The 26,658-nt window shown below is 59.1% G+C and carries 23 protein-coding genes; 19 read left to right on the top strand and 4 right to left on the bottom strand.

What is annotated here, in order from left to right; genetic code table 11:
* Positions 1–47: 47 nt before the first annotated feature.
* Entirely contained in the window at positions 48–1,748 is a 1,701-nt protein-coding gene (crtI, locus tag HMPREF2681_RS00485) for a phytoene desaturase family protein (protein ID WP_048731199.1), read from the bottom strand.
* A gap of 18 nt (positions 1,749–1,766) precedes the next feature.
* On the bottom strand, positions 1,767–2,879 hold the full coding sequence (locus HMPREF2681_RS00480; RefSeq protein WP_049170256.1) for a polyprenyl synthetase family protein: 1,113 nt from the start codon (positions 2,877–2,879) through the stop codon (positions 1,767–1,769).
* Between the two features lie 66 nt (positions 2,880–2,945).
* On the opposite strand from HMPREF2681_RS00480, the gene metF reads away from it, so the two are divergent.
* Positions 2,946–3,932 (top strand): methylenetetrahydrofolate reductase [NAD(P)H], encoded by a 987-nt coding sequence (gene metF / locus HMPREF2681_RS00475; RefSeq protein WP_016423012.1) that lies wholly within the window; start codon positions 2,946–2,948, stop codon positions 3,930–3,932.
* Between the two features lie 3 nt (positions 3,933–3,935).
* On the opposite strand, the gene HMPREF2681_RS00470 is transcribed toward metF, so the two are convergent.
* Positions 3,936–4,610: an LppM family (lipo)protein gene (locus HMPREF2681_RS00470; protein WP_049170257.1), complete on the bottom strand. Its 675-nt coding sequence runs from the start codon at positions 4,608–4,610 to the stop codon at positions 3,936–3,938.
* A complete protein-coding gene (locus tag HMPREF2681_RS00465) occupies positions 4,591–5,181 on the bottom strand; it encodes a GNAT family N-acetyltransferase (RefSeq protein WP_049170258.1) in 591 nt (196 codons plus the stop codon). The genes HMPREF2681_RS00470 and HMPREF2681_RS00465 overlap by 20 nt, the downstream gene beginning before the upstream one ends.
* A 206-nt stretch (positions 5,182–5,387) precedes the next feature.
* On the opposite strand from HMPREF2681_RS00465, the gene HMPREF2681_RS00460 reads away from it, so the two are divergent.
* From HMPREF2681_RS00460 to HMPREF2681_RS00375, 18 genes are all read left to right on the top strand, one after another.
* Positions 5,388–5,876 (top strand): SAV_6107 family HEPN domain-containing protein, encoded by a 489-nt coding sequence (locus HMPREF2681_RS00460; RefSeq protein ID WP_049170259.1) that lies wholly within the window; start codon positions 5,388–5,390, stop codon positions 5,874–5,876.
* A 230-nt stretch (positions 5,877–6,106) separates the two neighbouring features.
* Positions 6,107–6,550: a DUF3040 domain-containing protein gene (locus HMPREF2681_RS00455; RefSeq protein WP_016423008.1), complete on the top strand. Its 444-nt coding sequence runs from the start codon at positions 6,107–6,109 to the stop codon at positions 6,548–6,550.
* 708 nt (positions 6,551–7,258) lie between these two features.
* Positions 7,259–7,690, top strand: coding sequence for a division/cell wall cluster transcriptional repressor MraZ (gene mraZ / locus HMPREF2681_RS00450; RefSeq protein WP_005510286.1), 432 nt, complete (start codon positions 7,259–7,261; stop codon positions 7,688–7,690).
* A gap of 260 nt (positions 7,691–7,950) precedes the next feature.
* Positions 7,951–8,991 carry a 16S rRNA (cytosine(1402)-N(4))-methyltransferase RsmH gene (gene rsmH, locus HMPREF2681_RS00445; protein ID WP_070545614.1) on the top strand — a complete coding sequence of 347 codons (1,041 nt, stop codon included), beginning with the start codon at positions 7,951–7,953 and terminating at the stop codon, positions 8,989–8,991.
* Positions 8,992–9,055: 64 nt separating this feature from the next.
* Positions 9,056–9,871, top strand: coding sequence for a cell division protein FtsL (locus HMPREF2681_RS00440; RefSeq protein WP_049190478.1), 816 nt, complete (start codon positions 9,056–9,058; stop codon positions 9,869–9,871).
* Positions 9,872–10,212: 341 nt separating this feature from the next.
* Positions 10,213–12,123, top strand: coding sequence for a peptidoglycan D,D-transpeptidase FtsI family protein (locus HMPREF2681_RS00435; protein ID WP_049190475.1), 1,911 nt, complete (start codon positions 10,213–10,215; stop codon positions 12,121–12,123).
* A gap of 138 nt (positions 12,124–12,261) precedes the next feature.
* Positions 12,262–13,836, top strand: a complete 1,575-nt coding sequence (locus tag HMPREF2681_RS00430) for a UDP-N-acetylmuramoyl-L-alanyl-D-glutamate--2,6-diaminopimelate ligase (protein ID WP_049190471.1) — start codon at positions 12,262–12,264, stop codon at positions 13,834–13,836.
* A 132-nt stretch (positions 13,837–13,968) separates the two neighbouring features.
* Complete coding sequence (gene murF, locus HMPREF2681_RS00425) at positions 13,969–15,495, top strand: UDP-N-acetylmuramoyl-tripeptide--D-alanyl-D-alanine ligase (RefSeq protein ID WP_049192948.1); 1,527 nt, start codon at positions 13,969–13,971, stop codon at positions 15,493–15,495.
* The gene (gene mraY, locus HMPREF2681_RS00420; protein ID WP_016423002.1) at positions 15,496–16,602 is read left to right on the top strand and encodes a phospho-N-acetylmuramoyl-pentapeptide-transferase; all 1,107 of its coding nucleotides are present in this window, start codon (positions 15,496–15,498) and stop codon (positions 16,600–16,602) included.
* On the top strand, positions 16,599–18,077 hold the full coding sequence (murD, locus tag HMPREF2681_RS00415; RefSeq protein WP_049190466.1) for a UDP-N-acetylmuramoyl-L-alanine--D-glutamate ligase: 1,479 nt from the start codon (positions 16,599–16,601) through the stop codon (positions 18,075–18,077). The genes mraY and murD overlap by 4 nt, the downstream gene beginning before the upstream one ends.
* Positions 18,070–19,878, top strand: a complete 1,809-nt coding sequence (gene ftsW / locus HMPREF2681_RS00410; RefSeq protein WP_049190464.1) for a putative lipid II flippase FtsW — start codon at positions 18,070–18,072, stop codon at positions 19,876–19,878. Before murD ends, ftsW begins: the two co-directional genes overlap by 8 nt.
* A 4-nt stretch (positions 19,879–19,882) precedes the next feature.
* Complete coding sequence (murG, locus tag HMPREF2681_RS00405) at positions 19,883–21,055, top strand: undecaprenyldiphospho-muramoylpentapeptide beta-N-acetylglucosaminyltransferase (protein WP_016422999.1); 1,173 nt, start codon at positions 19,883–19,885, stop codon at positions 21,053–21,055.
* A gap of 13 nt (positions 21,056–21,068) precedes the next feature.
* Positions 21,069–22,562 (top strand): UDP-N-acetylmuramate--L-alanine ligase, encoded by a 1,494-nt coding sequence (murC, locus tag HMPREF2681_RS00400; protein WP_016422998.1) that lies wholly within the window; start codon positions 21,069–21,071, stop codon positions 22,560–22,562.
* A gap of 4 nt (positions 22,563–22,566) precedes the next feature.
* Positions 22,567–23,343, top strand: a complete 777-nt coding sequence (locus HMPREF2681_RS00395) for a cell division protein FtsQ/DivIB (protein WP_016422997.1) — start codon at positions 22,567–22,569, stop codon at positions 23,341–23,343.
* A 268-nt stretch (positions 23,344–23,611) separates the two neighbouring features.
* Complete coding sequence (gene ftsZ, locus HMPREF2681_RS00390) at positions 23,612–24,919, top strand: cell division protein FtsZ (RefSeq protein ID WP_016422996.1); 1,308 nt, start codon at positions 23,612–23,614, stop codon at positions 24,917–24,919.
* A gap of 6 nt (positions 24,920–24,925) precedes the next feature.
* Entirely contained in the window at positions 24,926–25,648 is a 723-nt protein-coding gene (gene pgeF / locus HMPREF2681_RS00385; RefSeq protein ID WP_049190457.1) for a peptidoglycan editing factor PgeF, read from the top strand.
* A 122-nt stretch (positions 25,649–25,770) separates the two neighbouring features.
* Positions 25,771–26,292 (top strand): cell division protein SepF, encoded by a 522-nt coding sequence (gene sepF / locus HMPREF2681_RS00380; protein WP_048731168.1) that lies wholly within the window; start codon positions 25,771–25,773, stop codon positions 26,290–26,292.
* A gap of 63 nt (positions 26,293–26,355) precedes the next feature.
* Positions 26,356–26,655 carry a YggT family protein gene (locus HMPREF2681_RS00375; protein ID WP_048731166.1) on the top strand — a complete coding sequence of 100 codons (300 nt, stop codon included), beginning with the start codon at positions 26,356–26,358 and terminating at the stop codon, positions 26,653–26,655.
* The last annotated feature ends 3 nt before the right edge of the window (positions 26,656–26,658 follow it).

Here is a 26,658-nt window from a genome sequence, read left to right as displayed (position 1 = left end):
CTAGTTGGTCAGTGACCACCGGCAGACATCCGGGAGACATTCATGAGCTAAGGCGTTTCAAACCGCTGTGCCGCAAGTCGTCCCGAAATCATGACCGTCGGCACGCCAACCCCCGGCACCGTCGTCGATCCCGCCAGCGTCAGATTCTTTGGCATCTTCGGAGAGAAGTTGCGGGGACGGAACGGCCCCGTCTGTCGGAACAGATGCGCCAGCCCAAACGGCGAGCCAACGCCCATGTCGCGTTCTTGCCACTGCTGAGGGGTATCGATCCGACCGACTCGCCACTTCGTAGAAATCCCGGTCAGTCCGCGCCGCTCCAGCTCAGCGGTTATTTTCGCAACGTAGTCCCCACCGATTCGTGACCAGATCAGATTGGCCGACTGCAAGTTGGGGCACGGCGCGAGCACACTGACGGGCTCCCACTGCACGCCGTTCGCATCTGTGACAATACGCTCCGGCGCGCTCACCGCAGGCCGGGTGACCAGCAATGATGGGTCCGACATTAGCTTTCCATGACGCGGTGACGAGATCTCCTCAAAGGTTTCGTTCCACTTTTCGCCAAACGAAATCAGGTGATGCCGCTTCGGCCACGTCGCAGTCTCCGAAACCGGAATCAGCCCGTGCGCCACCACCGCCGATGGAGAAAATCGAACTGGGAACAACCGTCGCGCTCCCGTCCGCTTTACGACGCTCCGAAGGCCTCGCCGCTTCGATGAGCTACCGGCGGCAGAGGTAGCCGCGTCGTGAAGCCAGCTCTGCACCACAGGTAAATCGGTCGTAGCGATGACGGCATCGGTGGGACGCTCGCCAGTTGCCGTGGTGATGGCGGAGACAAAGCCTGCTTCGTCAACTTTCAGCCCAGTGACATCAACGCCGAAGTCGATGGTTCCGCCAGCTCGACGGACGGCCTCGGCGAGCAACTCGCTGACGGCGCCTATACCCGAACCAAATGCGGGGGAGTGCGGATAGTAAACCCCCATCGAGGTATCCATGTGGGAAATGCAGCCGTAGACCGCACGGGCCTTAGCGGGAGGCACACCTGCGTAAAGCGCCTGGAAGCTGAAAACGCGAGCGAGATCATTATCTCCGAGGAAGGCACGAATCTTAGGTTCGAGGGCGCCGAAGGCACCGAGTCGGAGGAGCGTAGTGAGGTCGCGAAGCGCGCCGGGCCCGGTGAATAGGTCCGTAACGCGGTCAAAGCTGCGGGACATGAAGTTGTCGAAGCAGGCATTGAAGAGAGTTTGCAGCCACGTGCGAAGTTTGCGGTAACCGGCGACGGTGGAGTCAGAGGCACCGAAGCGCGCGAGTTCATCGGCCATCATGTCTTCGTTGGAAAACACGTCGAGTCCGCCGCGGGTGGCAAATTCCGCACGGTAGGTGGGCGTGATTGGGGAGGCCGAAAAACCCGGGTCGATATCGCGCGCGTAGAGGCCGACGGCGGCGAGGGCATCGTCGACAAGCGAGGGCATGGTCCATACAGTTGCGCCAGTGTCGAAGACTGCGGTGAGCGATTGCTCGTCGATATCGACTGTGATGGGTTCACTGGCGCAGCGTCCGCCGACGAAACTTCCCCGCTCGACAACGGTGACATCGTAGCCATCGGCGATGGCGTAGAGCGCGGCGGTAAGTCCGGACAGGCCTGCGCCGATGATGGTCAGTCGTGGTTTGGAGCCCTTATGAGGACGAGTGACCGCACGTCGCAGACGCGGGGAATTAATGGGGGCACGAGTGGGGGAAGCAGCGGGCATGACTACGCAACACCTGGTCTAATGCTGACGAGCGGTGGCGCGAACGCCCATAGCAATGAGGTTCTCGCGCGACGTTGCAGGCAGGTCGGCATTCTCGATAGTGGAGAAAGCGCGGCTGGTCAGGCGGTCAATTTCACGTTCGACGGCATCGGCAGCGCCGGAATCAGCGATGAGATTTCGTAGCTCATCAATATCTGCAGCAGACGAGACCGCTCCCAGGCGTTCATCGATAAAGCGGGCCTTTTCAGGTGCGGAATCGAGGTAGAGGCTTAAAGCCTGGCCGACCAGTACGGTTCGCTTGCCCTCGCGGAGGTCATCGCCGGCAGGCTTGCCCGTGACTTCGGGATCGCCGAAAACACCCAGCTGATCGTCGCGGAGCTGGAATGCCACACCGATATCGCGGCCGAAGCTGCGGTAGGCCTCAACCAATTCCGCTGGGGCGCCGGCAATCGCAGCACCAATGTGGAGCGGCCGCTCGATGGTGTAGGCGGCGGTCTTGAACAGATTGATTTTCTCAGCGGTCTCGACGCGACTGTCCCGGCTGGCTTCGGCCGTGATATCGAGCAGTTGGCCGCCAAGTACTTCAGTGCGCATCGCCCGCCAGGGGACAAGTGCGCGGGTTAGCGCCTCCGAGCTGAGGCCTGAAGAGTGCATCATGTCATCAGCCCAGGTCAGGGCGACATCGCCAATGAGAATCGCGGCGGAAATACCGAAGCGGTCGGCGGCTCCATTCCAGCTATTGGCCTCGTGCTTGGCCTCGAATACCTTGTGGATAGTCGGTGCGCCACGGCGCGTATCAGCGTCATCGATGATGTCGTCATGAATGAGTGCGCAGGCTTGAATGAGTTCCAAGGCACTCACCGCGTTCATCACAGCCAGGGAATCCTCGGCTGGGGAGAAACGGCCTTCGAGGCCGCCTGCCCCCAACCACCCCTGCCAGGCGAAGGCTGGACGCACGCGCTTGCCCCCATTGAGGACGAAGGAGTGGAGCGAATCTATGGCCTCGGTGTACACCGCATCGACCGACGCGACATCGTCGCCACGGCTTTTGAGGTAATTCTCCAGCGTTTTGGTAACAGTAGCTGGTACTTCGCGGGGCTGTAGCGCGGCCAAATCCAGTTCTTCGCTCATGTGAGCCTCTCGTCGATGACGGGTAATGCTGACTCAAGAATAGGACACCGCTTAGTATGAGTGACTATGTCCTCAACAATGCCACTGTCGCCAGGCCGCCAAGTGACAATCCGCCAGGCGCTTTCAATGCCGAGCGCGGGCAGTATTCCCTTCTCGGTCGAGTTCATGCCCCCGCGTGACGACGCGGCCGAGGAACGTCTTCTCCGAGCAGCTGAGGCTTTCCATGATCTTGGTGCCTCCTTTGCATCCGTGACCTACGGCGCCGGTGGTTCTAGCCGCGACCGCACCCTGCGAATCGCCCAGCGCGTTTCGAGGCAGCCGCTTACAACGCTTGTGCACCTGACATTGGTAGAGCACACTGTCGACGAGCTGCGGGAAATCCTGCGCTCTTATCTCAGCGCGGGGCTGACGAATCTGCTCGTTCTGCGTGGTGACCCGCCGGGAGACCCGCTTGGCCCTTGGGTGGAGACCGAGGGCGGTCTGCACTACGCCAGCGAACTGATTGAGCTAATTAAGGCCGAGCCGGAGTTCGAGAAATTTGAAATCGGCATTGCGTCGTTCCCGGAGGGACATTACCGCTCGCCGGATTTGGACCATGACACGCAGTACACGCTGGCCAAGCTGCGCGCGGGAGCCGAATACTCGATTACGCAGATGTTCTTCGATATTGAGCACTACTTGCGCCTTCGAGACCGCCTGGTGGAAGCCGACCCAGTGCACGGTGCCAAGCCCATCATTCCGGGGCTGATGCCGATTACATCGCTGCGCTCAGTGCGCAGGCAGGTTGAGCTCTCCGGGGCACAGTTGCCATCCGATTTGGAGGAACGCCTGATTAAGGCAGCAGATGGTGACGAGCAGGCCAATAAAGATGAGATTCGCAAGATTGGTATCGAGTTTTCGACCAACATGGCAGAGCGGCTCATCGCCGAAGGCGTGCCGGGGCTGCACTTTATGACTATGAACTTCGCTCGCGCCTCCCAGGAAGTTTTGCACAACCTCGGCATGGCGCCCGAATGGGGCACCGGCCAGGATATGCTGCGCGGCGGTTTTTAATTGCTAAAAGTCCTGCATGTCGCGAACTCTTCGCGCCCACAGGACACCTAGCACTGAGGCTAGGACACCGGCGGCTGTGGTCACACCGGCAAATAATAGGAATTGATTCCGCTTGGTGGATCCAGCCGGCGACGAAGCCCATACATTATGGTTCTCGCCACTGGCGAGCTGCCATTCCACCTTGTTCGGTTCGGTCTGGCGGCCATTGGAGTCAGTAACCTGCTCCGGGAACGCGACGACGAAATCAACCTTCGCGCCGGGCAGGTGAGTCAAATCCATGTGGCCGTTCATCGAAATCTTGCCGCCACCGGTACGGTCTAGGTCGATGTCTACGCGATCGTCGGAAAGCTGTCGGAGCGTATCGGTGAGTTCAATGAAGTGCAGCTCGTTGAACGAGACTTCCATCTTTCCTGTGGAGGAGTCGATTACTCCCTGCGAGACGCGGTCGGAGAGATCTTCCGGTACTTGCCACTGCTCAAATTGGGAACGGACTTCCTCCGTGGGTGTTACGTGAATTGTGCCCGAGACTCTGTCGTCGCCGGAAATGGTAATGCCAGCCTGTGCGTCAAAGCAGCCGCTGAGCGGCAAGATGGCGGCAATTCCGGCCATTGCTGTGGCAATGCGCAGAGGCGAAAGTCGTTGACGTGGTGTGGAAGGTTCACTCGGTGATGATGTCACGGGGAAGATCTACTCCTAGAACTGCGAAGGGACGAGAGTCCCCTGTGAAATAAAAGTTCCTTAAAACATCTTTGAAACCAAATTGGCGGTAGAGCTGCCATGCCCTATTGGCCTCATTCGGGTATTCCGGGGTTGACAACAGAACTCGCGTCTCCGGGCGGGAATCGACCAACTCGTGGAGCAACCGTTTACCGAGTCCCCGCCCCTGAAAGCTGGGGTGAATGTGAATCTCAGACAGTTCGGCGTAGTTGCCCAAGAGCTTGACGACGTCCGGTAGCGAGCGCCCGTCCATGAGCAGTCCATCTCTTACCTGGCGATACCACCAGTGCGTGTCCAATCCTGTACGGCAGTAGCCGATGCCGACCAACCTGCAGCGCGGGTCGCGGAGAGCGTGGGCAGGGGAGAGCTCTTCGGGGTGAGCTATGGCTGCAGCAGCCATGAAGCCGGGTTGAGTGGTTTGCTTCTGCCATTCGTGGAGACGACCGGGCAAGATCGCGGGGTTGTACTGCATCGCGGTGATGTAGAGAGCCACTGCTTCTTGCAGGCGGAGATTGAAGTCTCCTGCTGTCATCGGAACCACGCTGTATTTCACAGTGACCAGATTAGCGACTTAGACGAACTTAGTTGTGAGATTACTGCAATAACATCGAGTCGAACAGTTGTGCGAAAGTATGCCTGGCGTAGTCCGGGGTTGGGGATAGATTGCAGTCAATCCCGCTAAGGGGAAGCGGAAAATCCGTGCTCATGTGAATGCTGTGTGAAAGGAGAAGCAGGGTGGTGGCAAGGTCGAACGTGGTGGAGTTTAGGGCGATTTCGCAGTCGGGTTTGGTCGCCCCGGTCGGTGTCTCAAGGCAATCGCTGGAGCTGCTGGGGCGGGCAGAGGCTCTGCTAGCGAATGCTTGGAATGCCAGCTCTGATGAGATGTTGGAGCTTTCCTACTGTGCGGCGCTGCGTTGCGCAGGCGCGCTGTTGAATCGCGACGATGTGTCGGTGGCTGGGGGTTCTGGCTCGGGCGCTCGTTCGGGCTCGGTAGTTAAGCGTCGTCGTTCGGCAACACAGAGTGCCTGGTTGCGTTTAAAGAAAGAGCAGCCCGAATTTGATAGCTGGGTCACCAAGTTTGAGCAGTTCACCGCGCTGCGTGAGGAAGTCCGGTTGGGTATTTCGCGTCGCATTGACTCTCGGCGGGCGCAGGAGTTGTGGGATTTAAGTTGTGCATTCTTGGGGGCTGTCCGGGCTGAGCTGGGTGTTCTGTCCGCGGCTGCGTAAGCCGGTGGGGGCGTGTTAGAGCGTTGCTTTCCTAAATAAATGGGGGATTGTTCGGATTCATGGAACAATAGAGGTGAGTCGCCCGTTGAAGGGGTAAGAATGAAGCTAACGGACGCCGCGTTAGCAGCACGTGGCCTGTAATTAACTTTGTTGTATCGGCATTGTTAGTTGAGGGGTCAAGGCTCGCCAGTATCGCGGTGGGCAATGCTCAAGTAGGCGATGGAGGAATTGTGGGACTATCTGAGCACGAACAGCGGATGCTCGACGAAATCGAGTCTGCACTCTACGCTGAGGATCCTAAATTTAGTTCGACGATGGCCGGAAATGCGTTCAGCTTTCCGGAGGAAAACAGCGCACCTCGTGGGTTTTCCATCCAGGTTTTTGCGCTCATGCTCCTCGGTCTGCTGATGTTGATTGGCGGCGTCGCTCTTTTCTCTGTGAGCAATTGGTTCATTGTGTTATCGGTTGCCGGCTTTGGCCTTATGTTCGGTTCCGGCGTTTGGGCTCTGACCGGCGCCGGTAAGCAGGAGAAGGCTAGTTCTGCTTCGGGGCTGAGCTTTGGAAAGTCTAAGTCCGGGGCGGCAAAGAGTCGTCGAGGGACCTCGGGTAGCCGTGGCTCCTCTGGTGATTCCACGTTGGAATCGCGTTTCCGTGGCCGCTTCGAGGGGCGTTAGGGGATAAACCTCAAGAATTAACAAGTGAGGGCAAGCCAGCGATGGCTTGCCCTCACTTTTTTGTTTTTCTAGACGTGAATCGTCTCCACAAGATCTCACCCACTTTGCCCCACCCCGAGTCCCCACTTTCCCCCACTTAGCTATTGGGATGGAGGAATTCTTATCTGCGGTCGTTGTTGGTATCTCCGAAAGTTTGGCTCTGGCGACACAAAATTGCAGGTCAACGCACTAAGTCTGGCGACCAGGTTGAATCTGGATGGTTTTTAGCAGGTAAGTGGTGGGTAGTGGGGCGTAAACTGCTTTCTGTTAACAATGTGGTTGGTGTGGCGTCGTTATCGGCGTGGTCGCGGGTGGGTGCCCCACTTTTTATTCGCGCTTTAATTGTCGAGGTGATTCTTTAAAAGCCCAGGTCAATTGGGTTAAAATGGATGTCCTGGCGGTGGGGTTGAGCTGATGCTGTGACTATTTTTCTCCTTCTTGTGTTGATAGTGGCAGATAGTGGGGTAAAGTGGGGCGTGATGTTGATTGAGGTTGGTCAACATTGCAGAAGTGAATATCCGATTTGCGCTTAAGGTTTGGCGAGATTTTGGCACTGCGGTAAAGCGCAGCCCTCTGGCTCTGCTTGAAGGCAACGCCTAAATCCCTGAATTTGGTAAGCGTTTGTGCGTTGACATTGAGGTTGACACGGGGATAGGAGGCCAGTGACGCATGTTTCTGGGCACCTACACGCCGAAGCTTGATGACAAAGGGCGCCTGACGTTGCCGGCGAAGTTCCGCGAGGATCTCGCAGGTGGCCTGATGGTCACTAAGGGACAGGATCATTCTCTGGCGGTGTATCCGAAAGAGGAGTTCGTCAAATTAGCTCAGCGGGCTACTAAGGCCTCTCGTACGAATGCCAAGGCGCGAGCTTTCATCCGAAATCTTGCGGCGAGCACCGATGAGCAGCGGCCCGATGGTTCGGGGCGAATCACGTTATCGATGGATCACCGTCGGTACGCGAATCTCTCCAAGGAGTGCGTGGTTATCGGCTCTATTGACTTTCTGGAGATCTGGGACAAAGAGTCCTGGGAGGCCTACCAGGCGGAGCATGAAGCTGATTTCTCCGAAGGTGAGGATGACTCGCTGTTCGGCGTTTTATAAACCGCATGGAATAACCGAAAAGAGGGAATGTCCGCATGGACTCTGCCTGATAGCCCCTGGTGTACTTCCCCGATACCAGGTTCTGTCAGGCGGGGCCCTGTGAACATCCCCGCTTTTTGTTTTAAGCACTGATAGCAGCATTCCCAGTACTGCTCATGAGGTGCGGTCTGGTTGCTGGCGCGGCACTCGTCGTTAAGCAAACCGGGAATACACTCGATAGATTCTCTGACCAGTGCGAACATACCCGGTGAGGAGGGGAAATGAACGGATCGGTACCTACGGATGATCGCAAGTCCGGCGAGTTTGGTCATGTCCCCGTTTTGCTTCATCGAGTGACTGATTTGTTGCGCCCGGGCATCGAGGCGCTGGGTGACGACGCAGTAGTTGTCGACGGCACTCTTGGTGCCGGTGGACACACGGAATACCTGTTGGAGCAGTTCCCGAAGCTCTGCGTTGTTGGACTCGATCGCGATGACAATGCATTGCGAGGGGCAGAAGAACGTCTCGCGCGCTTCGGTGATCGCTTTGTATCCTTCCGTGTGCGTTTCGATTCGCTCGCCGAGGTGCTCAGTGGTGAGATTCCTGCAGCCGCTGGTGGCAGTGGCGCGGAGGACATTCTCGCCCGCGCCGCTGAGAAGGGCATTGCAGGTGCGCTTTTCGATCTCGGTGTTTCCTCGATGCAGCTTGACCAGGTCAATCGTGGATTCGCCTACCGAGTCGACGCCCCGCTGGACATGCGCATGGATGCAAGCCAGGGGATTACCGCAGCGGATGTGCTCAATACCTATTCGCACGGTGATATCGCGCGTATCCTATCGACTTACGGCGACGAGCGCTTCGCCGGCAAGATTGCCTCGGCAATCCTGCGTGAGCGGGAAAAGGAACCGTTTACGACCTCCGGTCGTCTGGTTGAGCTGCTCTACGAAACCATTCCGGCGGCATCTCGTCGTAAGGGCGGACACCCGGCCAAGCGTACGTTCCAGGCTCTTCGTATCGAGGTAAATCGTGAGCTTGAAGCTCTGGAAAATGTGCTGCCGCAGGTCTGCGATGCACTCGCAGTCGATGGGCGTGCAGTGTTCATGAGCTACCAGAGTCTGGAAGACCGCATCGTCAAGAAGGACTTTGCGGAGCGCGTGAAGTCGACAACCCCACCGGGGCTCCCGATGGAGCTTCCGGGGCATGAACCGCACTTTGCTCTCATCACGAGAGGTGCGGAGAAGGCGTCGGCAAGCGAGATCGAAGACAACCCCCGAGCCGCACCGGTGAGAGTTCGCTGTATCGAGCGAATTCGAGCCGATTGACCCAAACCTTTCAACCGCACCAAACGCACCCTTAACGATCTAAGTACTGGGAGAACTTTCGAGCATGGCAACGACAATCACGGAGCACGCCCCCACCCGGCGCACCTCCCGCGGCGCATCTGCAACCGTCGCCGGTGCCAAGACGAAGACTCGTCAGCGCGGTCGCAGCGCCCGCACGAAACAGGATCTTTATCAGCGCAGGCGGTTTGGGCGCACAGGTTCTCAGCAGGTCATCTCGGTGCGTGGGCGTCGCGTTACGACGTCCTCGAGGGATAACCACAAGTTTGCCGGTGCGGCCGTGATGATCATTCTCGTCGTTGCCGGAATCGTGGCGGCGATGTGGCTGTCGGGTATTTCGACCTCGACATCCTTGCAGCTGGATGCTGCGCAGACCAAGGAAAAGGAGCTGCGTAACCAGCTGGAGGTGCTCGAGCGGGATGTTGCTTACATGAAGTCAACCGGTGCTATCGCGCAGCGTGCTGTGGAAGAGGGCATGGTCAATCCGGAGCAGCCTGCCGTTTTGACGACTGATCCGGAAGGCAAGGTCGTGGAAGTGCGACCGGGCGATGAGAAGCAGCAGAAGATTATCGACCTCAACAGTGAGTCGCCGAATGTTCCGCATGCGCCGTCGTCGAACCCGAAGGACACCGAGAATGTTCCGGGGATGCAGGCACCGGCCATTGAGGAAGCGCACCCACGTCCGAACGGGTTGCCGGCAACCGCTCCGTATGCGCCGCAGAACCATGAGCCCGCACCAGCACCTGCGCCGGCTCCGGCACCCGCGCCTGAGGCTGAAGCGCCAGCGCCAGCCCCAGAAGCGCCAGTCGCGGCGCCGGAAGCACCGGAAGCTCCGGCACCCGAGCCAGCTCCAGCACCGTAGGAACTTAGAAAACAAACTGGGCCAAACTGGCCAACTGTCCGATATTCTGGCGGTTCCACTGTTTCTGGTCAGTCGACTGTAGACTAATTAATTCAGTACTCGCGATGGCAGGGAATACCGCCTAACGTTATCGCGCGCGGGAGAATCGACTTAGTAGAAAGCACTAGCGCATGATTCGATCTGAAGACGACTACCCCAACCGTGGAGGGGGGTATGACTTCGGCGAACGTGCTTACCGAATTACATCCCGTGAGCGCAGAGGCCAAAGTCGCGTTCGGGATGGTCAGCGCAGCCGGGGGCTCGATGCTAAAACCAACCGAAGCGTGCCCCCGCGCGAAAAAATGCGCATTAGTAATAAGGACTTCATCCGACGTCGCAACTGGCTGCAGTTTATAGGCGCTATCGCAGTTGTAGTGCTGGTCTCCCGTTTGGCTTGGGTGCAGCTCGTCGCAGGTCCTGACCTGTCGGCGGCGGCGCAGAATCAGCGCACGGTGGAAGTTGTTGATGCAGCTCGGCGCGGTGCGATTCTCGATCGTAACGGAGCTCAGCTTGCCTTCACTATGGAGGCACGCAGTATTACCGTTCACCCGAACACTTTGCGCAAGTGGATTGGGGACGCCCATAAGCAGCGCCCGGATGATGTCGCTACCTACGATGAACGCCTCGAGCAGATCGCCAAGGATTTGCCGAAGCTACTCGACGTGGCCGACATCGACGCGGAGAAGTCGGGAAGCAGTCGCCGTCGTCAAGCGGAACCCGAAACCGAGGAGAACTCGGTGATGAGCGCGCCGTCCCGGGTGAGCTCGAAGGACATTCTGGAGAAGCTGCGCAATGAGGACAGCACCTATGAGGTGCTCGTGCGTAATGTCGACCCGGACAAGGCCGCTGCCATCGTGGAAAAGTATCCGGAACTGGTGGCGGAGCGTCAGGATATTCGCCAGTACCCGAATGGGGCGACGGCGGCTAACGTCATCGGCAAGATTGGCATGGATGGCGTCGGCCAGTTCGGCTTTGAAGCCTCTCGTGATGCCACTTTGCAGGGTATTAACGGTGGCAAGACCATTGATATCGCCTCTAACGGTGTGGCAATCCCGGGATCCACGCGCGATGTCCACGCAGCTGTGGACGGTACGACTTACGAGCTGACCCTGGACCTCGACATGCAGTACTTTGTCCAGCAGCAGGTCAACCAGGCGAAGGCCAACTCGGGAGCGAAGGATGCGTCGGCAGTCGTGCTCGACGCGAAGACCGGCGAAGTGCTTGCAATGGCGCAGGCGGACACGGCTAACCCGAATAAGGATATGGGGGCCGAGCTCGAAGAGGGGCGCACTATCGGAAACTCCGCTGTATCGAACCCATTTGAGCCGGGCTCTGTAGCAAAGATTATTACCGCAGCGGCCGCTATCGAAGACGGCAAGACCACACCGGATGAGGTTCTGCAGGTTCCGGGCACGATTGATATGGCGGGTGTCACCGTGCGCGATGCATGGGAGCACGGCACGGAAGCTTTCACGACGACCGGTGTATTCGGCAAGTCCTCCAATGTCGGCACCCTAATGCTGGCAGAGCGTTTGGGTCAGGACCGCTTCGCTGAGATGCTGCATCTCTTCGGGCTGGGGCAGTCCACGGGTATCGAGTTGCCCAGTGAATCTTCCGGCTTGGTGCCGCAGCGTCCGCAGTGGTCCGGCGGTACATTTGCGAACCTGCCCATTGGTCAGGGTATGGCCATGACACTGCTGCAGATGACAGGAGTTTTCCAGGCAATCGCCAACGATGGCGAGCGCATCCCGCCGCGTATGATTCGTTCGACAATTTCCCCGGACGGCACGAAGACGGCAACAGAGCGCCCGGAAACAGTGCGTGTGGTTAGCCCGGAGACCGCCCAAACTGTGCGCGCCATGTTTGAAGGCGTTATGCAGTCTGATCCCACGGGGCAGCAGTCGGGTACCGCTGCCGGAAATAGTATTGAGGGGTATTCGCTCACAGGCAAGACAGGTACGGCGCAGAAGGTTGACCCCGACACCGGCGCGTACTCGAATTCCAAGTACTACATCACGTTTGCAGGCATCGCGCCTGCCGACGATCCCCGTTTTGTCATTGGCATCATGCTTGACGAACCCCAGCGTGGTGTTCATGGTGACGGCGGTCAGTCAGCAGCCCCACTGTTTAAGGACATCGCCGCTTGGGCGCTTAACCGCTACAACGTACCGCCGTCGCCACCCCGCGAAGGCAAGTTGTTGCTGCAGCCGTAACGAGGTCACCACCACAATGAAGTTACCGCGACAGCACTAATACACAGACTTTTATTACTTTGGTTTCTGCAAAGTGAATCTCTTGAATTTTTCCAATTTGTTGTACACCAACGACTGACTTGAAAGAGGGAACAGCCAATGACCGCCACCCTTGCGAAATTGTGTAACCTCGCGCATGGCCGACTTGACGGCATTACCGAATCCGCGGCGGCAGGAGCGGATATCGCCGCGATCGAACTCAACGCTGCCGAAGTGCCTGAAGGCGGAATGTTTGCTGCCGTCCCAGGTACTCGCACGCATGGTGCGCGCTACGCGCAGCAGTCGGCTGCTACAGCGATCCTGACTGATGAGGAAGGTCTGAAAATCCTGCGGGAAGCAGGGGAGACTCGCCCAGTCCTGGTTGTCGACGATGTCCGGGCCGTCATGGGGCACGTTGCTGCAGAAATCTACGATCATCCCTCGGATTCACTGACCATCATTGGGGTTACCGGCACCTCTGGCAAGACCACCACGACCTACATGCTGGAGGGCGCGCTGCTGGCAGCTGGATGCTCGACAGGCATCATTGGTACTACCGGCACGCGCATCAATGGCCGTGCCGTTCCGTCGAGCCTGACTACCCCAGAGGCTCCAGCCCTCCAGCGCCTGTTCCACCAGATGCTCTCCGAGGGTGTGACGCACGTTGTCATGGAGGTTTCTTCCCACGCACTGTCGTTGGGACGTGTAGACGGAGTCAGTTTCGACGTCGGCTGTTTCCTCAACCTCTCGCAGGATCACCTGGACTTCCACAAGACCTTGGAAGAGTATTTCCAAGCCAAGGCCAAGCTCTTTGATCCTGAAGGTCCGACACATGCACCGAAGGCTGTCGTGTGCATCGACGACGACTGGGGTGTCCGCATGGCAGATATCGCTGCCGGCGACCCGGATGTCCAAGTCACCACTGTCCATACTCAGCATCGCGTAACCGACAAGACGCCAGCTGCCGAGGTCTTTGCAGAATGGCACGCCGCTGCAGCCACTGTCGCCACTAACGGTGTCCAGCATGTGGAGCTAACGCGAAACAACACTGACACAGTTGAGGTGGAAGTTCCTCTGCCGGGTGCTTTCAACGTTGCCAATGCCGCAGTCGCATGGGCTGTGCTCGATGCGATTGGGCATGCCAATGACGCGGCCAAGAGCGGCCTGGCGCAGGTGCGTGTGCCAGGCCGCATGGAGCGCATCGACCGCGGACAGGACTTCCTGGCTGTGGTGGACTATGCCCACAAGCCAGCCGCAGTAGCTGAGGTGTTGGCCACATTGCGCGCACAGACCGAAGGTCGCGTGCTGGTTGTCGTCGGCGCCGGTGGCGACCGCGATAGTGCCAAGCGTCCAATTATGGGAGCTGAGGCTGCATGCGGTGCCGATGTCGTCATCATCACCGATGACAACCCACGCTCCGAGGTGCCCTCTGAAATCCGTGCGGCCGTGGTCGCCGGTGCGAAGGAAGCCGTTGCCAGCGGCAAGGCCAGTTCTGACACGGTTGTTGAGGAAATCGGCGATCGCGGCCAGGCAATTCGCCGTGTCGTCGAGCTCGCCCACAGCGGTGACAGCATCGTGGTGGCTGGCAAGGGACACGAAACCGGCCAGGATATCGGTGGCGTGATTCACCCGTTCGATGACCGTGAACAGCTGGCCGAAGCACTCACACAGCGACTGGAGGGATCCGCTGATTGAGATTGCTGAAATCGCTGAGGAAGCGCACCACCTGACATGCCTACCGCGAACCATTCGCGGTAAGCGAATAAAATCAAGAAATCATCCTTTACTAGGCGCCTGGAACTCTAACCAACAAGGACTATAGACATCATGATTGCCCTGACCGCCGCGGAAATCGCTCACATCGTGGGAGGTGAACTCGTCCACGTCGATGATGACGCCACAGTGACTCAGCCCGCAGAATTCGATTCCCGAAAAATTCGCGAAGGCTCGCTCTTCCTCGCCCTGCCGGGCGCGCGTGTCGACGGCCACGACTTCATCGATCAGGCTGTGGCCGCTGGAGCGACGATGGCACTGGCGGCACGAGATGTTGGGCAACCTGCGGTCGTCGTCAAGCCCCTTGGTAAGCAGGACTCCAATGCCGACGCATTTGCACACGATCCGGATGGTTCCGGGGCGGCGGTGCTGGAAGCGCTTGGTAAGTTGGCGCGTTACGTCGTCGACGAGCTGAAGAAGGATCAGCTGCATGTTGTCGGTGTCACGGGTTCGGCGGGAAAGACGTCGACGAAGGACATGATGGCGACGCTGCTGCGTACCGACGGTCCGACGGTGGCGCCGAAGGGGTCGTTTAATAACGAAATTGGGCATCCGTACACGGTGCTGCAGTGCACTCCGGAGACGAAGTACCTGGTTGCGGAGATGAGCGCACGCGGAATTGGGCATGTGGCCCACCTGGCGCGCATCGCGCCACCGACGATCGGTGCGGTGCTCAATGTTGGCACGGCGCACCTTGGTGAGTTTGGCTCGCGCGAGGCAATCGCGCAGGCTAAGGGCGAGCTCGTGGAAGCGCTGCCGGCTGCGGAGCAGGGCGGTGTGGCCGTACTCAATGCCGACGATGACTACGTCACTGGCATGGCTCCGCGTACCCAGGCGAAGGTGGTGTTCTTCTCTGCCGATGAGAACTCCGAACGCCACGCAACCGCGGATTACCGCGCCACGAATGTGCAGCTCGATGATTTTGCTCGTGCATCTTTTGACCTGCATGTACCGGATGGGCGTACATTCCCGATCCAACTGCAGGTCTATGGTGCGCACCAAGTGGCCAATGCCCTGGCGGCGATTGCGGTGGCAGTGGAGTCCGGTATTGATGCTGAGCAGGTCACAAAGGCGATGGCCGCGCATGTGGCAGCGTCAGAGCGGCGCATGGATGTCCAGCAGCTCACTGGCAATATCGTCGTAATTAACGACTCCTATAATGCCAACCCTGATTCGATGCGTGCGGGGATTGACGCTCTGGCACGTACAGCAGCTAGCCCAACGCACCAGGACGCCTCATCGTGGGCCGTGCTGGGACAGATGGGTGAGCTTGGTGATTCCGCTGAAGATGAGCACTCGTCGCTTGGCGAGTACCTTGTGGGCCGCGGCATCGATCGACTAATTGCAGTCGGAGAGAGTTCTAATGTGCATGCCCTGGCCGACAAAGCGGAAGAGTTGGGGTTAAATACTTCTAGGGTGCCGGATACATCCACTGCCGCGGATTTGGTGGCGGCCGAGGTGCGTCCGGACGATGTGGTGTTAGTCAAGGCCTCCTATGCGGACGGTATGTGGCGGGTCGCGGACTCGCTGGCTGCCAAGGTTGGGACTACGCCCGAAGGTGAAAGCGGAGAGGAAAAGTAAGTGATTCAACTTATTCTCAGTGGTGCGATTGCATTCCTGGTGAGTGTCTTTTTAACACCAGTGCTTATTCGCAAATTCTCTGCTGAAGGTCTTGGCCAGGAGATTCGTGAAGAAGGGCCGAAGAGCCACCTGCGCAAGCGGGGAACTCCGACTATGGGCGGCATCGCCATCATCGCCGCAATCGTCGCTGGCTATTTCCTCTCACACCTCGTTACGTATATCCAGACTGGCGTGGGGCCGTCCGCCTCCGGTCTGTTGGTGATGTTCCTTGTTCTGGCGATGGGCGCATTGGGTTTTGCCGATGACTTCATCAAACTCTACAAAGGACGCAACCTGGGGCTGAACAAGACAGCGAAGCTGGTTGGGCAGCTGGCGGCAGCACTGATTTTCGGCGTGCTGCTGCTGCAGTTCCCGGATGCGTCTGGCTTGACTCCCGGTTCGACGAGCTTGTCGCTGATTCGAGATATTCCGTTCCTGAATCTGGCACCGGGGCCTGTGTGGTTCGGCATGATTGTCTTCCTGGTATTTGTCTTCATCGTCATTGCCGCATGGACGAATGCCGTCAATCTCACTGATGGCCTTGACGGCCTGGCCGCTGGCGCCACCGCGCTGCTACTGGCCACCTACACGCTGATTTCCTTCTGGCAGTTCCGTAACTCTTGCGAGGCTTCGCTGGGCAGCGGTTGCTACAACGTCCGCGATCCGCTGGATATCGCCGTTATTTCCGTCGCGGGTCTGGGCGCCTGTTTGGGCTTCCTGTGGTGGAATGCAGCGCCGGCAAAGATCTTCATGGGAGATACCGGTTCGCTGGCTCTTGGCGGTTTGGTAGCGGGTCTGTCATTTGTCACCAAGACTGAGCTGCTGATGGTTATCATTGGCTTCATCTTCGTGATGGAAGTTGCTTCCGTGGCAATCCAGATCGCGGTTTTCCAGACGACTGGCAAGCGCGTATTCCGCATGGCTCCTCTCCATCACCACTTCGAAAACGGAGGTTGGGCGGAGACAACTGTTGTCGTTCGCTTCTGGCTACTCGCAGGCATTTTCAACATGATTGGCGCAGCCATCTTCTACAGTGACTGGCTCTCTCAGGTAGGCGTATTTCAATGATTAACTCACCAGACCCGACCAACCTCACCGATATCCGAAATCTCGACTTAGTCGCTACGGTGCGCTCTGGTCGAGTTCTGGTGGCAGGAGCCGGAGTTTCCGGTCGCGGTGCCATTGCGATGCTCAAGGACATCGGCTGTCCGGAAGTTGTCGTCGTGGACGACTCCGCGCTCGGCGCACTGGTTGCCGCTGACTTTTCGGTTCGGCATGTCACAACCGCAGACGCTCGCGACGAGCTTGCCGACGCGGTTGCGATCGTGACCTCCCCGGGGTGGCGTCCGACCAGTCCGCTGTTCGGCGCCGCCGCTGAGGCCGGTGTCCCGGTATTCGGCGATGTGGCGTTGGCTTTCGCCGGCGACTGTGCCCAGCTGTGGGGTCCGAAACGGACCTGGCTGGTAGTCACCGGCACTAACGGCAAGACCACAACCACCTCCATGCTGGCCGCCATGCTCGGGGAGCAGGGCGCAGCTGTGGGCAACATTGGTGTGGCTCTGTACGACGCACTGACTGCTGAGCCTCGTATCGAGGTCTTGGCCGCAGAGCTGTCCAGCTTCCAGCTGCACTGGGCTCCAAACATTCGCCCAGATGCGGGAGTACTGCTGAACCTGGCGGAAGACCACATCGACTGGCACGGTTCTTACGAAAACTACGGTCTGGACAAGACCCGTGCGCTGCGCGGTACTGTCGCAATCTACGGTGCGGATGACGCAGATGTCGTCGAGCACGTGGAAAAGATGCTGAAAAACGACGAGCTCGGCAACTCCGTCGTGGGCTTTACCGATGGTCCCCCGGAGGCACACCAGGTCGGAGTTCGCGACGGCATGATTGTCGACCGCGCTTTTGGCGGCGGCGATGCCGCAGCTGACGACTCTGGTCCGGGCATTGTCATCGCACCGGTAGCGGGAATTTCTCCTCCCGGCCGGGCAGGTGTTCTCGACGCGGTGGCCGCCACTGCGATGGCGCGCAGTATCGGTACCTCACCGGAGCAAATTGCAGCGGCATTGGAGACTTTCGAAGTTCGCGCACACCGCGGTCAGATTGTCCATAAGGCAAATGATGTCGTGTGGATTGATGACTCCAAGGCCACCAACCCCCACGCTGCCGACGCTGCACTGTCCGGTCATGAGCGTGTCGTTTGGATCGTCGGTGGTCAGCTCAAGGGCGCGGAAATCTCTCCGCTAGTGGCGAAGCATGCTCATCGCCTGCAGGCCGCCGTGGTTCTGGGCGTCGATAGGCAACTAGTCAGCGATGCGCTCTCCCGCATCGCACCTGCTGTGCCGGTCGTTGTCATTGATGACACCGACAAGGTTGATGCCATGGCAAAGGCCTGTATGGCAGCTAGTGAATATGCCAACCCTGGGGATGTGGTGCTGTTGGCACCAGCTGCCGCCAGCTTGGACATGTACTCCGGAATGGCTGAACGTGGCGACTTGTTCGCGCAATGGGCGCAGAAGGTGACGTCAACTGATGGATAACTCCCGCAAGGCTCGTAATTTAAGCGCTAGTGCCGCGACGGCACAAAAGGGGACGAAGGCTACCAGTTCACAGCGGCCCTCGTCGTCTAGCTCTAGTGCTCGAGAGCGGCCGGCGTGGGTGGAGCGTTTTAACGACTGGAAGTCGCGTCCGCTGTTCGACTACCACCTACTGATGATTATCGTCGCGCTGCTGACGTCGATAGGCCTGGTGATGGTGCTGTCGGCATCCATGGCCAGCGCGGGTAACGACTCGGGCAGCGTGTGGTCGGTGTTCATCCGTCAGCTGGTCATGGTGGTGGCGGGTCTTATCTCCATGTGGATCGTGCTGCGAATGCGGGTGGAATTGATTCGCTCGCTATCGACAGCAGCGCTGATTTTGTCCTTTGTGCTGCTGGTTTTGGTGATTATCCCTGGTATCGGCATCGGCCTGGAGGAAACCGGTGCGCGTTCGTGGCTGAGTATTGGTGGTATCACCATGCAGCCATCAGAAATCGCGAAAATTGCGCTGGCACTGTGGGGTTCGAAGCTGCTGGCTGAAAAGGTCCGCACTGCTGTGTCCTATACCGATTTGTTCGGGCTGTTCGGTGCGGTCAGCTTCGTGGTATTGGCACTGGTGATGCTGCAGCGTGACCTCGGCATGGTTGCTTCCATGGCGTTCGTCGTGGTGGCGTTGGCGTGGTTTGCTGGCCTGCCGCGAGTATTCATCACCGGGCTGCTTGCCGCTGCGGCGTTCGCCCTGGTGATTTTTACCGTCACCGCGGGTTTCCGTTCGGCGCGAATCAGGGTCTACTTGGACTCGCTGCTCGGTAACTTCAACGATGTGCAGGGAGATGCCTACCAGTCCTACCAGGGCTTTCTTTCGCTTGCCGACGGATCTCTCACCGGTGTCGGTCTCGGTCAGTCGAGCGCGAAGTGGGGATACCTACCGGAGGCGAAGAATGACTTCATTTTCGCCATTATCGGTGAGGAGACTGGTTTTCTCGGCGCGCTGATGGTTATTTTGCTCTACGCAGCGCTCGGCTGGGTGGGACTTCGTATCGCCGGTCGTCAGAACGATCCGTTTCTCCGTCTGCTCGCGGGCACGATTACTGCTGCAACCGTGGTGCAGGCTTTCATCAACATCGGCTACGTCGTTGGTGCGTTGCCAGTGACTGGTCTGCAGCTGCCGCTGATTTCCGCTGGTGGTACATCGGCGATGGTGACGTTGTTCTCGATGGGTCTGCTGGCCACATGTGCCCGCCACGAATCGGAGGCAGTCTCTGCAATGCAGACTTCGGGACGTCCGGGGCTGGACAGGTTCCTGGGTATTCCGGAACCAATCCCGTATGACGAATCGCGTCGCCACGCGCCGAAGGTGCGTGCCCATCGCGATCCGCAACGCTTTGGTCCGCCCGTGGTGACCAGTGGAGCGCGTACTCCACGTGGCGAGGGGGCGCAGGTGCGGGAAACCTACAGTGGCCGAGCTGACCGACCCAACCGGGCCGGCCGTAGTGGAGGCAGCCGCAGTGGCCGAGGTGCCACCCCGCAGCGTGGCTTCCGAGCGTCCGGAAGCTCCGGAAACTCGGGCAGTGTTCGTGGCCGCGAAGTGGATTATTCCCCTCGTAGTGACGACGGACGGACGCGGGGTTTTACAGCGAGGTCGCCGCGGACTGGACGGTCACAGGGCTCCTGGTCGTCGTCAAGCTCAGGCCGGGGCAGTAGGATTCGGGGCGAAGGTCGTGGTGGACAGTCGCGTTCGCGCCAGCGCCCGGGCCGAAACAATAGGAACGGCGGTTCAGCACCGCGGAGGAGGAATCGATAACACCATGGCAGACAAGAATCTGGGCGCAGCCGCTGGGGCGAAAGGCGCTTCGGAGTCTGAGCAGTTTCTCAAGGAAGATGGCTCTGCTCCGACCATTGTGGTGGCCGGCGGTGGTACGGCTGGCCATATCGAACCTGCACTGGCAGTAGCGGATGCGATTTTGAAACTGCAGCCGGATGCCCGCGTCATTGCACTCGGTACGAATCGGGGGTTGGAGTCAACCCTCGTACCGGCGCGAGGCTATGACCTAGAGCTGATTCCGCCAGTGCCGGTGCCGCGCAAGCCGACTGCGGATTTGTTCAAGCTGCCTCTCAACGTCGCTCGTGCGGTGCGTGAGACCCGCAAGGTTTTCAAGCGCATTGACGCTGATGCGGTCATCGGCTTTGGTGGCTACGTATCGGCACCGGCCTACATGGCGTGCCGTGCGGGGAAGAAGATTCCGTTCCTGGTTCACGAGGCCAACGCCCGTGCGGGCCTGGCCAATAAGCTCGGTGTCGCACTCGGGGGCGTCGGTTTGGCTGCCGTGACTGGCTCTGGCCTGAAGGCCGAGGTTGTTGGCAATCCCGTGCGTGCCAGTCTCGCGGCGTTGGACCGCGACGCCAAGCGTGCCGAAGCCCGCGAGTTCTTCGGTTTACCGCAGGAGGGTCCGGTGCTCTTTGTCACCGGTGGTTCGCAGGGGGCACGTTCCATCAACGAAGCTGTTACCGGTGCAGCCGCAGAGCTCGCCAACGCCGGTGTATCTGTACTGCATGCCTACGGCAAGAAGAATCACGTCGAGGTCGAGGCTATCCGCGAGGACGCCCCCTATGTCGCTGTGCCGTACATCGACCGGATGGATCTGGCGTACTCCGCCGCCGACCTGATTTTGTGCCGTTCCGGTGCGATGACGGTGGCTGAAGTCTCAGCTGTCGGCTTGCCTGCGGTGTACGTTCCGCTGCCACACGGAAATGGGGAACAGGCGCTCAACGCCACCGATGTCATCGATGCTGGTGGCGGTATTCTCATCGCCGACGAGTCGCTGACTGCGGCATCAGTTTCGGATATCGTGATTCCGCTGGTCACGTCCCCAGAAAAGCTTGCCGACGGGCGCCGCGCCCTGGCCAACATTGGACATGGTAACGCTGCGGAGAACATCGCCCGTCGGGTGCTGTCTGCGGCTGTGAACTCTAAGAAGTAAAGCGAGCATAAACATGAACGTTAATTTCGATGACTTTCAGCCGGTAACGGGAGAGCTGCCCGCAAGTGTCCACATGATTGGCATTGGCGGTGCCGGTATGTCCGGTATCGCTCGCATCCTGTTGGCGCGTGGCATTCGTGTTACCGGTTCCGATGTCAAGGAGTCCCGCGCGGTGGTGGGACTACGTGCGATGGGAGCCACCATCGCCATTGGGCATGACCGTGCGAATCTCGAGCTTGCTGGCGAGGGAGAGCTGCCGGACGCAGTGGTCATTTCCTTCGCTGCTATCCCGAAGACGAATCCGGAGCTGGCCGGTGCACATGAGCTGGACATTCCGGTGCTCAAACGCTCCGATGTGTTAGCGCTGTTGATGCAGGACTCCAAGGCTCTCCTGATCGCCGGTACTCACGGCAAAACCTCGACTACATCGATGACCGTCGCCGCTTTGCAGGCAGCTGGTTTGGATCCGTCTTTTGCCGTTGGCGGTCTGATGAGCAAGGCCGGTGTCAATGCTCACCAGGGCAGTGGCGATGTCTTTGTTGCTGAGGCCGATGAGTCGGATGCCTCGTTGTTGACCTACCAGCCGGAAGTGGCCGTAATTACCAACATCGAGCCCGATCACCTTGACTTTTTCGGTGACGACGAGACCTACTACGCCGTCTTTGACGCTTTTGCAGAGCGCATTAAGGATGGCGGTCATCTGGTCATCTGTGCTGAGGATCCGCATGCGGCCGCATTGGGCGAGCGCGCGGTGGAGCGCGGCATTAACGTGCTGGCTTATGGTGGGGAAGAAGCCTTGGCTCAACACCCGACGCTGCCGGTCGGTGCCGTTTTGCACGGCTGGACTCCGGTCGGTGGTGGTGCCCGCGTGGAGGCCACTGTTGGCTCGACATCGGTGAGGTTTGAACTTCATCAGCCCGGCCGTCACATGGCGCTCAACGCGCTGGCTGCAATGGTCGGTGGCGACTGCGTCGGGGCAGATTTGGGGCGTATGGCGCGCGGTCTCGGTGAATTCACCGGTGTCCGTCGCCGCTTTGACTACCACGGCAGTATCGGCGAGGGGCCATTTGTTGGCGCTCGTATCTACGACGACTACGCGCATCACCCGACCGAGGTCTCCGCAGTTCTCGGCGCAGCTCGGGAGTTGGTCACCGAGGCCGGTCGTGGCAAGGTCATCGCTGTGTTCCAGCCTCACTTGTACTCGCGTACTCGCAACTTTGCCGACGAGTTCGCTGCCGCCCTGTCTCTGGCGGACAAGGCCGTATTGCTCGATGTCTTCGGCGCCCGCGAGGAGCCACTGCCGGGCGTCGACGGCGCGCTCATTGCCAACAAAATGACCATCCCTGTGACGTATGAGCCGCATTTCACCAGCGTCCCGGCTCGCGTTCGCGAAATCGCCGAACCGCACGACGTCATCCTGACCATCGGCGCTGGCTCTGTGACGATGCTTGCCGACGAAATCGTGCGCGAGCTCAGCGGAGACAACGACGAACAGGTGGAGTCGTAGCACTGTGAAAACCAGCCGAAAGCAATCTCAGCAGACCGACGGTGCAGGCCGGGGCGCAACAGCGTCGCGGCGTCGGCGTTCAGCGCGCGCCCCGCGACGCGGCTGGCTCGTCGGCGGTGGCCTGGTCGCGATTATCGCCATCGTTGCAGCGGTGGTGTGGTTTTCGCCGTGGCTGGTTGTGAAAAACATCGATGTTGAGGGCGTCGTCCACGGGGATAAAGACGCGATTGTCGAGGCCAGTGGTATCTCCGAGAATCAAAAGCTCATTCGCTTGGACACGGATGCCTCAGCGCGCTCCGTGGCGGGGCAGCCGTGGGTCGATAGCGTGACTGTCAGTCGTTCGTGGCCGCAGGGCGTGACTATTTCGGTACGAGAATTCACCCCGGTGGTGTTTGTCCGTGCCACTGACGGAGAGCATCTGTTTTCCGCAAATGGTCAGGAGTTCGTCACGGCAGCCCCGCCGGCGGGTGTCATCGAGGTTGTTGATGCACCTCGTGTGGATGAGCCAACAGACGGCAAAGTTGACCCCGAACCGCGCGTTATCAAGGCGGTTTTGAACGTCGTCAAGGCGTTGCCAGAGCCCGTTGCACACCGTGTGGAGCGGATTAGCGCTCCTTCCGAGGCAGAGATCAAGCTATTTCTGACCGATGGATACGAGGTGTACTTCGGGTCCTCGGATAATGCGGCAGAAAAGGCACGCGCGACGGAGATTGTGCTGAACCGTGGCGAGAAGATTTGGAATGTCTCCAACCCCCGACTACCCGCTGCTAAGGGAGAGTAGAGAATGGTGGTGTCTGGAGTGATTTCTGTGGCTAAACACTATCCCTCAAGTGCAGGTTTAAGGTAGCGACACGCGCTAAAAGGTCGCTGAATTATTTGCAGTTTTCGACCACAATGGGGTCAACAGCTTTTCGGCCATGATGCACTTCTTCCGTGCGGTGTCATGGAGAGCTGTACTGCCCGGCGGTGCCAATGCTGTCGTGCGGCCCATGTGCAACGTGGCTAGATGAAATTATTTAGGACCTATAGGAAAGGGCGAGAAACGCGCAATGACCTCCCCGAATAACTACCTCGCCGTTATCAAAGTCGTCGGTGTCGGCGGCGGTGGCGTCAATGCTGTCAACCGCATGATCGAGGAGGGGCTGAAGGGTGTCGAATTTATCGCAGTCAACACCGACTCGCAGGCCCTGATGTTCTCCGACGCTGATGTCAAGCTCGACATTGGGCGTGAGGCAACTCGTGGTCTGGGAGCTGGCGCTAACCCCGAGGTTGGCCGCACTTCCGCGGAAGACCACAAGGACGAGATTGAAGAGACCCTCAAGGGCGCCGACATGGTCTTCGTTACCGCAGGTGAGGGCGGTGGAACCGGTACCGGTGCAGCTCCGGTTGTCGCGAGCATCGCCAAGAAGTCCGGTGCCCTGACCGTCGGCGTGGTAACCAAGCCGTTCGACTTCGAGGGCAAGCGCCGTGCGCGCCAGGCCGCTGAGGGCATTGAAACCCTCAAGGAGGTCTGTGACACCCTTATCACCATTCCGAACCAGCGTCTGCTGCAGATTGGTGAGCAGGATCTGTCCATGATGGACGCGTTCCGCTTTGCCGACGAGATTCTTTACAACGGTGTCCAGGGTATTACTGACCTGATTACCATTCCGGGCATGATTAACGTCGACTTCGCCGACGTCCGCTCGGTAATGGCTGAGGCTGGCTCGGCTCTGATGGGCGTTGGCTCCGCACGCGGCGACGACCGTGTGATGAATGCCGCGACTCAGGCCATTAACTCCCCGCTGCTGGAGTCCACCATGGATGGTGCACAGGGTGTGCTTATTTCCGTCGCCGGTGGCTCCGATCTCGGCCTGATGGAGGTCAACGCCGCCGCGTCCATCGTGGAGGAAAAGGCTGATCCGGATGCCAACATCATCTTCGGTACCATTATCGACGACAACCTCGGTGACGAAGTTCGCGTCACTGTGATTGCTACCGGTTTTGAGCAGGGTAACGGCAACCCGCTGGACAAGCCAGCTGCAGGTGCCGCTGCACGTCCGGCTGCACAGGATGCCGAGGCGCGTCCGGCCGCTGAGCAGGCACCGCGACAGGGCAGCGCACTGCCGGGCGGTGACAACCTCGGCGCTCCGGCCCCGCGTGTGGAGGAAGAGCGCCCGGTCGCACAGCCGCGCGAGCGTGAGGATCGCGACCGCTTTGTCCCGCGCACCAACCCGAACAGCGGTGGTCTGTTCACCGATAACCCGACACCGCGTACGCAGGAAAACCGCAACTACCGTGGTGCTCACCGCGATGACCGCGACGACCGTCGTGGCGGCTACCAGGCTTCCAGTGACCTGCCGGAGTGGGGCTTCTAAGAAATCATGACTGAATCCCGCCGCAGCCGAAAAATTCTGACGAATCGGCGCGGCGGGTTTTCGCTGCCACCATATGATTCCTTCAATCTTGGAGATCATGTCGGCGATGACCCGTCCGCAGTCGAACGCAACCGCCAGCGCTTGGCCGATTCTCTGGGAATCGACCGTGCCCGCTTCGTCTACATGGAGCAGCTTCACACCAACACGGTCACCGTCGTCAACGAACCACAAACTGAGCCTGTCTCGGCTACCGACGCCATCGTCACGACCACGCCGGGTCTCGCGCTGGTAGTGCTCGTTGCCGATTGCGTTCCCGTCTTGCTTTCCGACGATTATGCGGGTGTCGCCGCTGCGGTACACGCAGGGCGGACCGGTGCCCGCAACGGAATTGTTCGTAAATCTGTCGAGAAGATGATTGAGCTCGGTGCCACGCCCGAGAATATCCATGCGCTTCTCGGTGCGGCGGCTTCTGGCCACAATTACGAGGTGCCTGAGTCGATGGCCGATGACGTCGATAAGCATTTGCCCGGAGCGAAGATGCGAACGAAGCAGGGGACTGCCGGTGTCGACGTGCGCGCCGGCCTGATGCGTCAGCTCTATGACCTCGGTGTACGGCATGTCAATGTCGAGCCCAGCTGCACTATTGACAATGAGCAGTACTTTTCCTACCGGCGGGAGGGGAAGACTGGCCGGCAGGCGGGCATCGTAATCCTGCCTGAGCAGGGCTAAGTTTCAAAGTTGTAATTTTGGCGCGCCAAATTTGCGCGTGTCTATGCGATATTGCCAACCCAGCCGGTAGGTTGTGGGTAGCACAGACTTAAATTCGCACACTAAGAAGGACGTAGCAGAAGATGGCTGATTTCTTCCGTGGGGTTTCAAATTTTTTCGGTCTTACCCCGACTGATGACGCGGCTTACGACGAGCACTACGACGAGTTTGACCGCCGTGACGAGGAGCGTTTTGATGACTCCTATGCCGACTCGCGTCGTGCGGAGCGCCACCGCTACGAGCTGCGCGAAGAGGCTCCACGTGAGACTGCAAGTGTGAACTCCCGCGAGGAGGACTACCGCTACGGCAACCTGCACTCCGTTGCTGAGACCAAGGAACCGGAGCAGGTCTTCATCAAGCCGGAAAGTGGTTTCCAGGACAAGTACTCCAAGGCTCCGGACATCGGTTCGCACTTCCGCGACGGTGACATTGTCACCTTCGATCTGAGTGAGCTTGACCCATCTGAGGCTAAGCGCTACGTCGACTTCGTTGCTGGACTGGTTTTCGGTCTGCGCGGTCGAATCAAGGCTGACGGCTCCGTGTTCACCCTGTACCCGCATGGCTGCGATGTCAACGAGGGCCAGTTCGACCGGATGTCCGGCTAGTCAGCCGGCTCGCATGGCTTGTTAGTGTTTCGTATTTCGATTAATTAGCTAGACTGTTTATTCGTGTCTTCACTACTGCTAGTTCTGCTAATCCTGCTGAAGCTTTTCACCTATCTGCTGTTGGCTCGCATTGTGATTGAAATGATTCAGTCATTTTCTCGCTCTTGGCGACCAGGCAGGGTGTTTTCGTCGATTGGCGAAGTTGTTTTTGTCATTACCGACCCGCCGGTGAAGCTGTTGCGCCGACTCATCCCGCCTATGCCGATGGGCAACGTGATGGTGGACATGTCTGTGCTTGTTTTGTTCTTCATCCTTATGATTCTGCGAATGGTGCTGCAGGTAGCTCTCGGCGCGGTGGCGTAAATA

This window comes from Corynebacterium sp. HMSC064H12 (assembly GCF_001809925.1).
Lineage (GTDB): Bacteria > Actinomycetota > Actinomycetes > Mycobacteriales > Mycobacteriaceae > Corynebacterium > Corynebacterium jeikeium_D.
Note: the sequence above shows the minus strand (reverse complement) of the source record. Positions and strands in the feature narration are given on the sequence as shown.